Genomic DNA, 13340 nt, shown 5'->3' on the forward strand with positions numbered 1-13340 from the left:
CCCCGACCGCAGGAAAGCTGAACCGAAGGAAAACCCTGGCGCGCCACGAGGGTGTGGAAACGCCGGAAACCCGCTGCACGAGCCGTTTTCCACGGGATGACAGGTGCTGGCGAGCCATGGGCCGCAGCGACTTGCCGTTCCGTAAAAATAACACATACAGTGTCCCCATGCCTACCGTCACGCTAGACAAGGGGTTGGAGCGGGGTCGATTGTAAGCCCGGAGCGATCCGCCGTGGGTGTTTCAAAGAGAAAAACGTCGGGCTGTGGCGTGGGACGCGACCTCCTGTCGGGCAGCGCGCCACGATGCGACGCAGCGGCGAGACACGGCGCGGGACAGGGCTGGAGGCTGGGCGTACAGCGGTACGAGATACCGACAGGCGGCCCGCTGAAAGGGTCAGGCCTTCATGCCTTCGGAAGCCCTCTTCCGGGCAGCCGAGGCCTTGTGGCCCATGGCCAACAGTACGGTGGCCAGGATGATGAGCGATGCCCCCACCAGCATGCGCCCCGAGGGCTCTTCGCCAAACAGCCACCAGGCGCAGGCGATGGCGTAGACCGGCTCCAGGGCAATGATCATGCCGGCACTGCGGGCATCAAGCGACTCAAGGCTTTTGACGAACAGAGTATGTGCCAGACCCGTGCACAGGACGCCCAGCACGGCCAGCCAGAACCAGCTGGCCCAGTCGATGGCGGCAGCCCCGGTCACCAAGGAGGAAGTCGCCTGCGATCGAGCTACCTGAGGAGGGGCCAGACTGAGGCCCAGCAATGGCAGCACCAGCAGCGCAACGACGAGGTTCTGCCAGAAAGCCACCTGGATGGCGTCCATGCCCCGATTGCCGCGACGGTTGCAGATGGCCAGGCCGGCAAAGCTCAACCCCGAGGCCAGCCCCCACAGGAGCCCCGCGGTGCCCTGGTCGCCCACGTCGAACGAGGGCGTGACCAGCACCAGCCCCAGGGTGACGAGCGCCAGCATCGTGCCCTCTGCCCGGCCAATGCGCTCGCCGAACAGCACGACGTCCAGCAGGGCGATGAAGGCCGGGAAGCTGGCGAAACCCAGCGTGGCCACGGCGACGCCACCCACCTTGACGGCCAGAAAGAAGGTGATCCAGTGCATGGCCAGCAGCAGGCCGCTGACCAGCAGGATGCCGGCGCGATGCGAGCCCAGCCCCTGCAGCAGCGGCCTGCGCTGCACCAGGGCCAGCACCAGCAGCGCAGTTGCGGCGAACCCTGCCCTGCCGGCGGTGATGGCCACGGCATCGAAACGGATGAGGGCCCCGAGGATGCCGGTGAGCCCGAAAAGCACGGCCGCCCCATGGGCGGCCGCGAGTGCGCTGACGTGCGGGTTCTTCATGACCCGCTCATTGTCGGGGCTTGTCGGCGCTCAGGACACCCGGGTCAACCCTGCCAGTGCACGCGATGAATCTGCAGCGTGCTGCAGGCATCCTGCAGCTTCTTCACGCCCTCGATGAAATGGGCGGTCTTGTTGTGGGCATCAAGCGCCGCCTGATCCTTCCAGTGCTCGATGATGTAGGCTGTGACCCCGTCCTCGGCATAAGCGGCGCCATAGGAGACGCAGCCGGCTTCCTGGCGGCTGGCCGCCACCAGCTCGGCCGTGGCCTGCTTCAGGCGGTCCAGGTGACCGGGCTTGACCTGCAGCGTGACGACGAGATGGATGGGTTCGGACATTGGAGGCACCTCCCTGATTTCTGTTCTGTACAGTGCGGCCTATGTTACCGAAGCCGTCCCTGGACAGCCCGGCAATCCCGGACACCCCGGCCTGGCCTGGCCCGGCCCGGGACAGGACAGGACGGGACTGGGCCTTGGGGGCAGCCGTCTCCTTTTCGACGGTGGCGTCGTTGTGGATACGATAAAGAAGTTTTCATGATGAACGACGCCGGTGGTGATCATATAAGATCGCGTGATGATCACCCCGAGTTCTCCAGACCGTGGGAACCGCGAAGGCGAGACGCCTGCCGGGCACGCAGAGTCAGCCCCCGTTCGACAACATCCTGCATCCTCCCGTTCCATCCCGGGCATGCGGCTTGACGCTGCCTGCCTGATCCATGCGCTGAGTCCGCTGCTCTGGATTCCCCAGGCCGCGCTGCTGGCGCTGGGTGTCGCCCGTCTGCAGTCAGGCGCGGGCCTGGCCGGTGTGGTGTGGCCAGCAGCGGGCATCGTCGTGGCCGGCCTGCTGCGCGCCTGGCTGGATGCCTGGAGCAGCACCCGGATGTTCGAGTCGGCACGTGAACGCCTGAGTCTCTGGCGGGAACGGGCCATCACCTCTCTGTCTGCGCGTTCGCCGCTGGATCGTTCCCGGCTGCATGCCGGCACGGCCGCCAGTGTGCTGGCCGAACAGGCCGAGGCTATCCTGCCATGGCTGACGCGCTACCACGGTGCCATGTGGCGCGTGCGCCTGATGCCCCTGGTGATCCTGCTGCCCGTGGCGTGGTACAGCTGGGCCGCCGCGGCCGTGCTGATCACGGCAGCCCCGCTCATTCCGCTGTTCATGGTGCTGGTGGGCTGGCGCGCCCGGGCGGCCAGCGAGGCGCAATGGCTGCAGATGAGCAGCATGAACGCCTTCCTGCTGGATCGGCTGCGGGGGCTGCCCACGTTGCGTGCCCTGGGCAGCGTGCAGGCCACGGCCCGCCGGTTGCGTGCCAGTGCCGAAGACCTGCGCCAGCGCACGATGAAGGTGCTGCGCATTGCGTTCCTGTCTTCGGCGGTACTGGAGCTTTTCTCGGCGCTGGGCGTGGCGATGGTGGCGGCCTATGTGGGCTTTCACGTGCTGGGCTATCTGGAATTCGGTGCCTGGGGTGGCCGGCTCACACTGGGCGAAGGGCTTTTCATCCTGCTGCTGGCGCCCGCGTTCTTCGAGCCGCTGCGCGAACTGGCCGCGGTCTGGCATGACCGCGCCGCCGGCGTTGCCGCCATGGACGCCCTGGAGCGGCTGAACGGGAACGGCCTGCCGCTGCTGGATGAGGCCCATGCCGTTCGGCCTGACACCGGAGAGCCGGCAACGGATCCCCTTGCGTCCACCCGCCATGATCGACCGGCCCCCGAGGCGGTGAAGCCGGCATCGGTAAAAGCGGCATCGGCAAAAGCGGCATCAGTGAAACCGGCATCGGTGGATCCTGCATCACCCCAGCGTCCAGCCCCCAGTGTGCGGCTCACGGACCTGGGCTTCGCCTTTCCCGATGAGAAACCGGTGTTTCAAGGTTTCTCGCTGGCGGTGCGCCCCGGCGAGCACGTGGCCCTGGTGGGCGGCAGCGGCACGGGCAAGACGGTCCTGATGTCGCTGCTGGCAGGCCTGCTGGTTCCCACGGCGGGGCGCATCGAGATCGACGGCCAGACACTGGCTCCGGACACGGTCCGGGCACTGCGTGAACGCATGGCCTGGATGGGGCAGCGCGCCCACGTGTTTGCCGCCCCTGTGCGAGACAACATCGCGCTCGGCCGCCCAAGCGTCGATGACGAACGGGTGCGCCAGGCCATCACCAAGGCCCGGCTCGATACCGTGGCCCAGGCCCATCCGGGCATCTCGCTGGGCGAAGGCGGAACAGGCCTGTCGGGGGGCGAGGCCGCGCGTCTTGCGCTGGCGCGCCTGATGGCCGCACCTGAAGCCGACCTGCTGCTGGCCGACGAGCCCACGGCCCACCTGGACAGTGAAACCGCCGATCAAGTGGCCGAGTCCCTGGTGACGCTGGCCCGGGGCCGCACGCTGATCGTGGCCACCCATGATCCCCGACTGGCCGCGCGCATGGACCGCATCGTGCAGTTGCCCTCCCCGGATCCGGAGACTGCGGCATGACAGGAAAGGACGACCCGCTAACAGGGAAAGACGCCCCGGTGACCGAGAGGGACAGCGCGGCGAAGGATGGCATGGCCCATCGTTCCTCCCTGCCCGCCCTGAAGGCGATGTGCGACGGCGCGTCGACACGCATGAAATGGGGCGCCGCGCTGGCTGCCGTGACGGTGCTGGCCGGCATGGGCCTGCTGGGCCTGTCGGGATGGTTCATCACGGCAACCGCCATTGCCGGGCTGCAGCCCGCCACCGCGCTGGCCTTCGATGTCTTTGCGCCATCTGCCGGCATCCGGCTGCTGGCGCTGGGGCGCACCGTGTCCCGCTATGGCGAGCGGCTCGTCACCCATGACGCCACCCTGGCGGCGCTGGCGCAACTGCGCGAACGCCTCTTCCGCGGCTGGGCAGAGAGCACCAGCATCCAGGACCTGCTGCGCCGTCCGGCACGGGCCCTGTTCCGGCTGACCACGGACCTGGATGCGCTGGACGCCTTCTATCTTCGCCTGCTGGTGCCGGCCGCCGCGGCGCTGGGTGCGACGCTGCTGGCCACGGTCGTGGTCGGCGTGATGTCGCCCTGGCTCGGCCTCGCGCTGGGCGGCTGGATGCTGATCATCGGCCTGGCCGTGATCATCGTGTTGGCCCGCCGCTCGCGGCGCCCCGCCACACGGCGGGCCCTGCTCACGGAAAGGCTGCGCGCCCAGGCCGTGGACCTGGTGTCGGGCCAGACGGAACTGCTCATGGCCGGCCGGCTGGCCGCCCAGCGAGACACCCTGCGCCGCACGGATGAACGTCTGGCGCGCAGTGACCGTCGTCTGCAGCGACTGGACGCGAAAGCGGCCGCCATCCATGGTGTGGCCGGCAGCCTCACGCTGGCCCTGGTCCTGCTGGGTGTGGGCCTGCTGGCCGAACAGGGGCAGATCGGCACGCCGGAAGCAGCCCTGGCGCTACTGATTGCGCTGACGGCCATGGAACCCTTTGCGGCGCTGCGTCGGGGAGCACTCGAATCGGGCCGCGCCTGGCTGGCGGCTCGTCGGCTTTCCCCCCACTGCGCGCCGACCGTTCAGCCCCCCGCCCAACGCCCTGACACGGGCTGTGCGATCATCGTGGATGACGTGTCGGTCCGTCATCCGGACAGCCCTGTGGATGCACTGACCGCACTGTCGCTGAAGCTGGCCGCGGGCGAACGGGTCGCCGTGGTCGGCCCCAGCGGCGCAGGCAAGTCGACACTGATGGCGCTGATCGCCGGAGAGCGCCATCCGCACACCGGGCGCGTCCTGACGCAGCCCGGCGCCTGGCTGAACCAGCGTCCGGACCTGTTCCAGGACAGCCTGCGCGACAACCTGCGCCTGGCCGACCCGGACGCGGACGACGCCGCACTGTGGCAGGCCCTGGAAGCAGCCGGTCTGGCGGACGCCATACGGCGCCTGCAGGCCGGGCTGGACACGCGACTGGGCGAAGGCGGCCTGGGGCTGTCGGCCGGCCAGGCCCGCCGCCTGGCGCTGGCCCGACTGCTGCTTCAGAAGCGCCCCCTGTGGCTGCTGGATGAGCCGACCGAGGGGCTGGATGCCGCCACGGCCGCCGATGTGCTGGCCCGACTGGACACGCTGGGCCAAGGGCGTGCATGGCTGATGGCCGCCCATCTGCGCCGCGAAGCGGCGCTGGCCGATCGCCTGCTGGTGCTGCGCAACGGCAGGCTCGAAGGTGAATTCCGGCGCGGCAGCGAGGGCTTCGAGGCCGCGCTGGCTGCGCTGAGACCCGATTGATACACCATCCCGAAACCGAGAAGAGGAACCCCCAACATGGATGTCGACATCGTCAGCCTATCAAGGCTGCAATTTGCGCTGACAGCGCTCTACCACTTCCTGTTCGTCCCGCTCACGCTGGGCCTGTCCATCCTGCTCGCCATCATGGAAACGGTTTACGTGATGACGGGGCGTTCCATCTGGCGTGACATGACCCGGTTCTGGGGCACGCTCTTCGGCATCAACTTTGCCATGGGCGTGGCCACCGGCATCGTGATGGAGTTCCAGTTCGGCATGAACTGGAGCTACTACAGCCACTATGTCGGCGACATCTTCGGGGCGCCGCTGGCCCTGGAGGGGCTGATGGCCTTCTTCATGGAAGCGACCCTGGTGGGTCTCTTCTTCTTCGGCTGGGATCGGCTGTCCAAGGTCAAGCACCTGCTGGTGACCTGGGCGGTGGCCATCGGCTCGAACTTCTCGGCACTCTGGATCCTGATCGCCAACGGCTGGATGCAGAACCCGGTGGGCGCAGAGTTCAACCCGCAGACCATGCGGATGGAGATGAAGGACTTCTTTGCCGTCCTCACCAACCCCGTGGCACAGGCCAAGTTCGTGCACACGGTCTCGGCCGGTTATGTCGCAGCCGCCATCTTCGTGCTGGGCATCTCGGCCTGGTACGTGCTCAAGGGCCGGCACCTGCAGCTGGCCAAGCGCTCGATGACGGTGGCCGCATCGTTCGGTCTGGCCGCCTCGCTGTCGGTGGCGGTGCTGGGTGACGAAAGCGGCTACCTCACGACGGAACACCAGAAGATGAAACTGGCGGCCATCGAGGCCATCTGGGATACCGAGCCGGCCCCTGCCCCGTTCACGGCCTTCGGCTTTCCTGACCAGGAAGCCCGCGAGACGCACTATGCCGTGCACGTGCCCTGGGTCATGGGCCTGATCGGCACGCGCTCGCTCAACACGGAAATCCCCGGCATCAAGGATCTGGTCCAGCGCGCCGAGCACCACGTCCGCGACGGTCTGAAGGCCTATGACGCCCTGCAGAAGATCCGTGCCGCCAAGGGCAACCTCGACGCCAACGCGCCGGAGCGTGCCATCTTCGAGGAACACGGCCATGCGCTGGGCTATGCACTGCTGCTCAAGCGTTATGTGGACGATCCCCGTCAGGCCACGCCCGAGCAGATCAGCCGCGCGGCCTGGGACACGGTGCCACAGGTGGCTCCGCTGTTCTTCTCGTTCCGTGCCATGGTGGGCGTGGGCCTGTTCCTGATCCTGCTGACCGCCACGTTCTTCTGGCTGTCGGCACGCCGCCGGCTGGATGCCTACCCGTGGCTGCTGCGGATTGCCGTGTTCGCCATCCCGCTGCCCTGGATCGCCATCGAGAGCGGCTGGCTCGTGGCCGAGCTGGGACGCCAGCCCTGGGTCATCGAAGGGGTGCTGCCGACAGCCGTGGCCGTCTCGAACCTGGGCGCCTCCACCGTGCTCTTCACGATTGCCGGCTTCGTGGCGATCTACACCGTCCTGCTGATCATCGAGATGAAGCTGATGTTCAAGGCCATCCGCAAGGGGCCGGAAGACCATCCGATCCCGCATGAAACTCAGCCCGGTGAAGCCAGCGCCCTGGCTTCCGCACAGTGATACTGCAAGGAAAAGGAACATGATCCTCCACGAACTCGTCTCCTACGAAGTGCTGCGCGTGATCTGGTGGGCACTGATGGGTGTGCTGCTGATCGGCTATGCGGTGACCGACGGCTTCGACCTGGGCATCGGCACGCTGCTGCCCTTCGTCGCACGCACCGATATCGAGCGCCGCACCGTCATCAACACCATCGGCCCCATCTGGGAAGGCAACCAGGTCTGGCTGATCCTGGGCGGCGGCGCCATCTTCGCCGCCTGGCCGCAGCTGTACGCGGTGTCGTTCTCGGGCTTCTACCTGGCCATGTTCGCCATCCTGTTCGCATTCATCCTGCGGCCGGTGGCCTTCAAGTTCCGCAGCAAGCGTGAAGACCCCGCCTGGCGCAGCCGCTGGGATGCCGTCCTGTTCATGGCCGGACTCCTGCCCTCGATCATCTTCGGAGTGGCCGTGGGCAACGTGCTGCAGGGCGTGCCCTTCCACATCGGGGAAGACATGCAGATCTTCTATGAAGGCACCTTCCTTGGTCTGCTCAACCCCTTCGGCCTGCTGTGCGGTCTGGTGTCGCTGGCCATGCTGGTGATGCACGGGGCGGCCTGGCTGCAGCTCAAGACCTCGGGCATCGTGGCCGAGCGCGCACGACGCTTCGGCATCGTGGCGGCCATCCTGACCGTGGTGCTGTACGCGGTGGCGGGCGTCGTGCTGGCCCATCTGGTGAACGGCTACGTCATCACCAGCAACCTGCCCACCGATGGGGTCTCGAACCCGCTGCTCAAGACCGTGAGCACGCAGGCCGATGCCTGGTTTGCCAACTACGCGGCCCACCCGCTGCTGTGGGCGGTTCCGGCTGTGGGCCTGGCAGGTCCGCTGCTGGCGGCGCTGTGCCTGGCCGGTCGCCGGCCGCTGGCAGCCCTGCTAACCGGGGGCCTGGGCATTGCCGGCATCATCGGCAGTGTGGGGGCATCAATGTTCCCGTTCATCCTCCCGTCGTCCAGCATGCCTGCGGCAAGCCTGACGGTGTGGGACTCGTCCTCGAGCCACCTCACGCTGTTCATCATGCTCATTTCCGCGGCCATCTTCATGCCCATCATCCTGACCTACACGAGCTGGGTCTTCACGGTGCTGCGCGGCAAGGTGGACGCTGACGACATCCGGAAGGGCAAGGGCCATGCGTACTGATCCCTGCTGCCTCACTCTCCCCCGCAACGTTCACCGATAAGGACACCGACCATGTGGTATTTCGCCTGGATTCTGGGCCTGCCCCTGGCAGCCGCCTTTGCCGTGCTCAACGCAATGTGGTTCGAGCTGATGGAAGATGACGCCATCCGGCGTGACCGGCTGGAGCCGCACGAGAAACCGTGACGGCACCGGGTCCCGGCGCAGCCCTGTAGTGCGGGCAGCGCCGGGACCTTTCGTTTTCTGGCAGGACATGCGCGGGACAGGCCTTCATGGGCCTGCCCGGGCTTTGAAGGAGGTTCGGATGCCGCACAGGCTTCCGAAGTGATGCAGATCCTGCCGGTGTTGCGGGGCCGAGAAAGACAACGGAAATGGCCCGCACACGACGGCGGCGACACGTGATGTCGCGCTTCATGCGGACGTTGCCAAGGAGACAGGGGGAGATGAGATGGGCGCCTGGCGCTGAAATGCGCTGGCTGCCGCGGCCGGGAACCGACCGGGATGTCGACGGCTGTGGACCTTGGGGGTGCTGGCCATGGGCCAGTACGCCATGACCACCGACCCGGTGTTGCCACCGATGAAGGAATGTGGAGCGGGCGACGAGCCTCGAACTCGCGACCTCAGGCTTGGGAAGCCGGCGCTCTACCAACTGAGCTACGCCCGCATGGCGCGCATTGTACGATGATTTCTGTCCGCCTGCCCAGCTGCACAGTGGCAAGCCGGCCGCGCCCTCCCCCGGTACATCCGACAGGCGGCTGTGGGCGACATCGTCCCCATCCGAGAAGCGTGGCGGGACAGAAGGCTGCGTGTCGTCAGATTTGCAACACTCCCCCGACGGTGGTCGGGCCGCCGGGCGGCGCCTGACGGGATCCGCATCGTCCTCCTTATCATGGAGGGTCTTGCGCACGTTGCGGGCGCATGCCGGCGACCTTCTCGCTGAACCGTGCGGGTCTTCCGCGCGACGCTCCCCGGTGCCCCTGTCGCGGGATACCGCGCAGGCCGCGGCCTTGCGGCTTCCCATCGGCTGTGCCGCTTCTTCATCGCCCCAGGCGCGCGCGCTCCCTTTCCCGGATTCTGCTTTCACCGTCATGGATTCTCCTGCTGCTGCGCCCCAGGCGCCGGCAAATGCCCCTTCTGCCTTTCCCCTGAAGCCCATCCTGTGGTTGCTGGGCTCGATGACGTCGCTGGCGCTGGGCACCTCGCTGGCCAAGCAGATCTTCCCCATCGTGGGCGCGCAGGGCACCACGGCACTGCGGCTGCTGTTCTCGGCCCTGGTGCTGATCCTGTTCGGACGCCCGTGGCGGCACCGCATGCCACGCCATGACTGGTGGGTGGTGGCGCGTTACGGCATGACGCTGGGCATGATGAACATGCTCTTCTACCTGGCGCTGGAAACGATTCCGTTCGGCATTGCGGTGGCCATCGAGTTCTGCGGACCGCTGTCGGTGGCGCTGTTTGCATCGCGCCGGCCCATCGACTTCGTCTGGATCGGCTGCACGGTGGCGGGTCTGCTGATGCTGCTGCCCATCTGGCATGGTGGCGGCGATGCAGCTGCGGCCCAGGCCGTGATCGAAGGCGCGGCCGGTGCCCACGCCGTGGCCGAAGGCGCGCAGGGCGTGGTGCCCGGCGTGGCCTCGGCCAGCCTGGATCCACTGGGCATGCTGTACGCGGCCGGAGCAGCGGTGTGCTGGGCGGGCTACATCATCTTTGGCAAGAAGACGCAGCACCTGCACGCCGGCACGACGGTGGCGCTGGGGGTCAGCATCGGCGCGCTGATGATGTTCCCCATCGGCGTGGTGCATGCCGGCACAGCGCTGTTTGAGCCAAAGGTGCTGCTGATCGGACTGGGGGCGGCCGTCGTGTCCAGCGCCATTCCGATGTTCCTGGAGATGAAGGCGCTGCGCGGGCTGCAGGCCGGCACCTACGGAGTGATGACGAGTCTGGAGCCGGCGCTGACCTCCGTGGTGGCCATGCTGGTGCTGGGCGAGCTGCTGACGCTGACGCAGTGGTGCGCCATCGCGCTGACGGTGACGGCCGCCATGGGCAGTGCACTGACCTCGCAGCGTGGCGGATAGAATGCGGAAAAGTCTGCATCCCTCCCCCACGCATGAAATCCTTCTTCCATTGGTTCGAAAGCCGGATCGACCCGTATCCGGATGAAACACGACTGATCACCGAACGAAGCCTGTGGCGCTTCGTGCTCTCTTCGCTGCAGGGCGTGCGGCGCTGGCTGGTGCTGCTGTTCCTGACAGTGGCGGGCATCGGCGTGCTGGAGGCGCTGCTGTTCCAGTGGATGGGCTTCGTGGTGGACTGGATCGGCCGCTACACGCCCGAGACGCTGTGGGCCGAAAAAGGCAGCACGCTGACGATCATGGGCGTGGTGCTGGTACTGAGCCCGCTGCTGGTGCTGCTGTCATCATCGCTGCGCTTCCAGTCGCTGCAGGGCGTGCTGCCGATGCGGCTGCGCTGGCGCTTTCACCGACTGATGCTGGCCCAGAGCCTGAGCTTCTATCAGGACGAGTTCGCCGGTCGCGTGTCGGCCAAGGTGATGCAGACGGCGCTGGCGGTACGCGAGGTGGTGATGACCTTCGCCGACATGGCCACCTACATCGTCGTCTATTTCCTGACGAGCTCGGTGGTGCTGTGGAAGTTCGATGCCTGGCTGCTGCTGCCGTTCGTGACATGGATCGTGCTGTTTGCCGCCACGATGGTCTGGACGGTGCCCAAGCTGGGCAAGCTGGCGGCGGCGCAGGCCGATGCCCGCGCGCTGATGACCGGCCGCATCACGGATGCCTACAGCAACATCGCCACGGTCAAGCTCTTCTCGCACAGCGACCGCGAATCCAGCTACGCACGCTCGGCCATGGAAGACTTCATGGTCACGGTGCATGCCCAGATGCGCTGGGTGACGACGCTGGAAGTCGTGTCGCAGACGGTGAACATGCTGCTGACCGGCGGCACGGCTGCCATCGGCCTGTGGCTCTGGCACCATGGCAAGGCCAGTCCGGGCGCGGTGGCTGCTGCCACGGCCATGGCACTGCGCATCAACGGGCTGTCGCAATGGATCATGTGGCAGTCGGCCTCGCTCTTCGAGAACATCGGCACCATTCGCGACGGCATCAATACGCTGACCCGGCCGCACACGGTGCTGGACAAGCCCAACGCCGTGCCGCTGGTGGTGAAGCAGGGGGGCATCCGCTTCGAGCATGTGGACTTCTCGTACAGCGAGAACGCGCGGCGCGAGCATCGGCCGGTGCTGGAGGACTTCTGCCTGGACATCCGCCCCGGCGAGAAGATCGGCCTGGTGGGACGCTCCGGCGCGGGCAAGTCCACCATCGTGAACCTGCTGCTGCGCTTCTATGACGTGCAGAAAGGGGCCATCACCATCGACGGCCAGAACATTGCCGACGTGACGCAGAATTCGCTGCGGGCGCAGATCGGCATGGTGACACAGGACACGTCGCTGCTGCACCGCACGGTGCGCGACAACATCCTGTATGGCCGTCCGGATGCCACCGACGCAGAGATGCTGGACGCCGCCCGGCGCGCGCAGGCCGATGCCTTCATTGCGGCGCTGGAAGATCCGCAGGGGCACACGGGCTTTGACGTGCAGGTGGGCGAACGTGGCGTGAAGCTCTCGGGTGGGCAGCGCCAGCGCATTGCCATTGCCCGGGTGATGCTGAAGAACGCGCCGATCCTGCTGCTGGACGAAGCCACCAGTGCGCTGGACTCCGAGGTGGAAGTGGCCATTCAGGACAGCCTGAACGAGCTGATGAAGGGCAAGACGGTGATCGCCATTGCGCACCGGCTCTCGACGATCGCGGCCATGGACCGGCTGGTGGTGCTGGACAAGGGCCGCATCGTGGAAGAAGGCACGCACGCCGAGCTGCTGGCCCGCGACGGGCTGTACGCACGGCTGTGGGCGCACCAGAGCGGCGGTTTCCTGGCCGAGCAGGTGCCCAACGAGTGAGGTGACAGACCGAAAGGTGGGATGCAGCCGCCGAACGGCGGGTGGCGCCCCTCCCGGAAGGGCCCTGAAGGCCGGCTCCCCCGACGTCTCGCTCTACAATACGCGCCCCGTTTCAACCCCCGTATTTCATGAGCGAACACGCCAACCACGCGACCGGCCATGGCCATGCCACGCCGGCGCATTCCGACGCCACACTCTCTCCGGCCACGCAGGCCATCAACGTGCGCCTTCGGCCGCTGCCGGGGCTGATCTTTGCCAGCCGCTGGTTGCAGCTGCCCCTGTACCTGGGGCTGATCGTGGCCCAGGCGGTCTATGTGCAGCACTTCCTGCTGGAGCTGTAGCACCTGGTGGAGGCGGCCTTCGGCAACCAGCACGCGCTGCAGGCGCTGGTCGAGAGCATCGGCTACCGCTCGGACAAGCCGGTGACCTCGCTGGACGAGACGGTGATCATGCTGGTGGTGCTGGCGCTGATCGACGTGGTGATGATCTCGAACCTGCTGATCATGGTGATCGTGGGCGGCTTCGAGACCTTCGTGAGCCGGATGGACCTGCAGGGCCACCCCGACCAGCCGGAATGGCTGAGCCACGTCAACGCCTCGGTGCTGAAGGTGAAGCTGGCGATGTCGATCATCGGCATCAGCTCCATCCACCTGCTGAAGACCTTCATCAACGCCGACAACTACACCGACCGCACGCTGATTGCGCAGACGGCCATTCACCTGACCTTCCTGCTGTCGGCCATGGCCATTGCCTATACCGACAAGCTGATGTCGTCGGCGTACAAGCAGGACGGGCATCACTGAATCTCCCTTCGGGGGTCATTCGCGTCCCGTCTCTTTCCTTCCCGGCCGCCCAGGGGGCACCGCTGCCGATGGACGGCAGCGGCTCCCCGGGCGGCCTTTCCATGTCCCGACCGTTTTACGGACACCCGGCACGAACCGGGCGACCGGACGGAGCAGAGCATGTCATGGACTCATCGCTCCCACGCGGGGATGCCTGAGTCCATGACACGCACCAGGG

Annotated in this window: 9 protein-coding genes, 1 tRNA gene and 1 pseudogene; 8 read left to right on the forward strand and 3 right to left on the reverse strand. The window is 66.9% G+C overall.

Translation table 11 applies throughout. The features are described from left to right. Window positions 1-394: 394 nt before the first annotated feature. Both EL249_RS12545 and EL249_RS12550 read right to left on the reverse strand, forming a co-directional pair. Window positions 395-1348 carry a DMT family transporter gene (locus tag EL249_RS12545; RefSeq protein ID WP_005671809.1) on the reverse strand — a complete coding sequence of 318 codons (954 nt, stop codon included), beginning with the start codon at window positions 1346-1348 and terminating at the stop codon, window positions 395-397. Between the two features lie 44 nt (window positions 1349-1392). Then, entirely contained in the window at window positions 1393-1683 is a 291-nt protein-coding gene (locus EL249_RS12550) for a putative quinol monooxygenase (RefSeq protein ID WP_005671807.1), read from the reverse strand. Window positions 1684-2032: 349 nt separating this feature from the next. Between EL249_RS12550 and cydD the strand changes: the two genes are divergently transcribed. The 5 genes from cydD to cydX all read left to right on the forward strand — a co-directional run bounded on the left by cydD (window position 2033) and on the right by cydX (window position 8536). After that, window positions 2033-3805 (forward strand): thiol reductant ABC exporter subunit CydD, encoded by a 1773-nt coding sequence (gene cydD / locus EL249_RS12555; RefSeq protein WP_005671806.1) that lies wholly within the window; start codon window positions 2033-2035, stop codon window positions 3803-3805. A 71-nt stretch (window positions 3806-3876) separates the two neighbouring features. Continuing rightward, window positions 3877-5559, forward strand: coding sequence for a thiol reductant ABC exporter subunit CydC (gene cydC, locus EL249_RS12560; protein ID WP_040530339.1), 1683 nt, complete (start codon window positions 3877-3879; stop codon window positions 5557-5559). A 36-nt stretch (window positions 5560-5595) separates the two neighbouring features. Further along, the gene (locus tag EL249_RS12565) at window positions 5596-7179 is read left to right on the forward strand and encodes a cytochrome ubiquinol oxidase subunit I (protein WP_005671801.1); all 1584 of its coding nucleotides are present in this window, start codon (window positions 5596-5598) and stop codon (window positions 7177-7179) included. A 19-nt stretch (window positions 7180-7198) separates the two neighbouring features. Continuing rightward, window positions 7199-8353: a cytochrome d ubiquinol oxidase subunit II gene (gene cydB / locus EL249_RS12570; RefSeq protein ID WP_005671800.1), complete on the forward strand. Its 1155-nt coding sequence runs from the start codon at window positions 7199-7201 to the stop codon at window positions 8351-8353. 51 nt (window positions 8354-8404) lie between these two features. Further along, on the forward strand, window positions 8405-8536 hold the full coding sequence (gene cydX / locus EL249_RS12575; RefSeq protein WP_005671798.1) for a cytochrome bd-I oxidase subunit CydX: 132 nt from the start codon (window positions 8405-8407) through the stop codon (window positions 8534-8536). A gap of 402 nt (window positions 8537-8938) precedes the next feature. Here the strand turns inward: cydX and EL249_RS12580 are convergent. Next, a tRNA-Gly gene (locus tag EL249_RS12580) sits at window positions 8939-9014 on the reverse strand. A 424-nt stretch (window positions 9015-9438) separates the two neighbouring features. Here EL249_RS12580 and EL249_RS12585 point away from each other — a divergent pair. From EL249_RS12585 to EL249_RS12595, 3 genes and pseudogenes are all read left to right on the forward strand, one after another. Next, a complete protein-coding gene (locus tag EL249_RS12585; protein ID WP_005671796.1) occupies window positions 9439-10425 on the forward strand; it encodes an EamA family transporter in 987 nt (328 codons plus the stop codon). A 32-nt stretch (window positions 10426-10457) separates the two neighbouring features. Next, a complete protein-coding gene (locus EL249_RS12590; RefSeq protein WP_005671794.1) occupies window positions 10458-12320 on the forward strand; it encodes an ABC transporter ATP-binding protein in 1863 nt (620 codons plus the stop codon). A 128-nt stretch (window positions 12321-12448) separates the two neighbouring features. After that, window positions 12449-13123, forward strand: a pseudogene (locus EL249_RS12595) (TIGR00645 family protein). Window positions 13124-13340: the final 217 nt, after the last annotated feature.

It is taken from the genome of Lautropia mirabilis (assembly GCF_900637555.1).
Classification (GTDB): Bacteria; Pseudomonadota; Gammaproteobacteria; order Burkholderiales; family Burkholderiaceae_E; genus Lautropia; species Lautropia mirabilis.

What these genes read in the sequence shown, in the direction of transcription:
- EL249_RS12545 (WP_005671809.1), bottom strand. Translation starts at nt 1,348, where the DNA reads ATGAAGAACCCGCACGTCAGCGCACTCGCGGCCGCCCATGGGGCGGCC.
- EL249_RS12550 (WP_005671807.1), bottom strand. Translation starts at nt 1,683, where the DNA reads ATGTCCGAACCCATCCATCTCGTCGTCACGCTGCAGGTCAAGCCCGGT.
- cydD (WP_005671806.1), top strand. Translation starts at nt 2,033, where the DNA reads ATGCGGCTTGACGCTGCCTGCCTGATCCATGCGCTGAGTCCGCTGCTC.
- cydC (WP_040530339.1), top strand. Translation starts at nt 3,877, where the DNA reads ATGGCCCATCGTTCCTCCCTGCCCGCCCTGAAGGCGATGTGCGACGGC.
- EL249_RS12565 (WP_005671801.1), top strand. Translation starts at nt 5,596, where the DNA reads ATGGATGTCGACATCGTCAGCCTATCAAGGCTGCAATTTGCGCTGACA.
- cydB (WP_005671800.1), top strand. Translation starts at nt 7,199, where the DNA reads ATGATCCTCCACGAACTCGTCTCCTACGAAGTGCTGCGCGTGATCTGG.
- cydX (WP_005671798.1), top strand. Translation starts at nt 8,405, where the DNA reads ATGTGGTATTTCGCCTGGATTCTGGGCCTGCCCCTGGCAGCCGCCTTT.
- EL249_RS12585 (WP_005671796.1), top strand. Translation starts at nt 9,439, where the DNA reads ATGGATTCTCCTGCTGCTGCGCCCCAGGCGCCGGCAAATGCCCCTTCT.
- EL249_RS12590 (WP_005671794.1), top strand. Translation starts at nt 10,458, where the DNA reads ATGAAATCCTTCTTCCATTGGTTCGAAAGCCGGATCGACCCGTATCCG.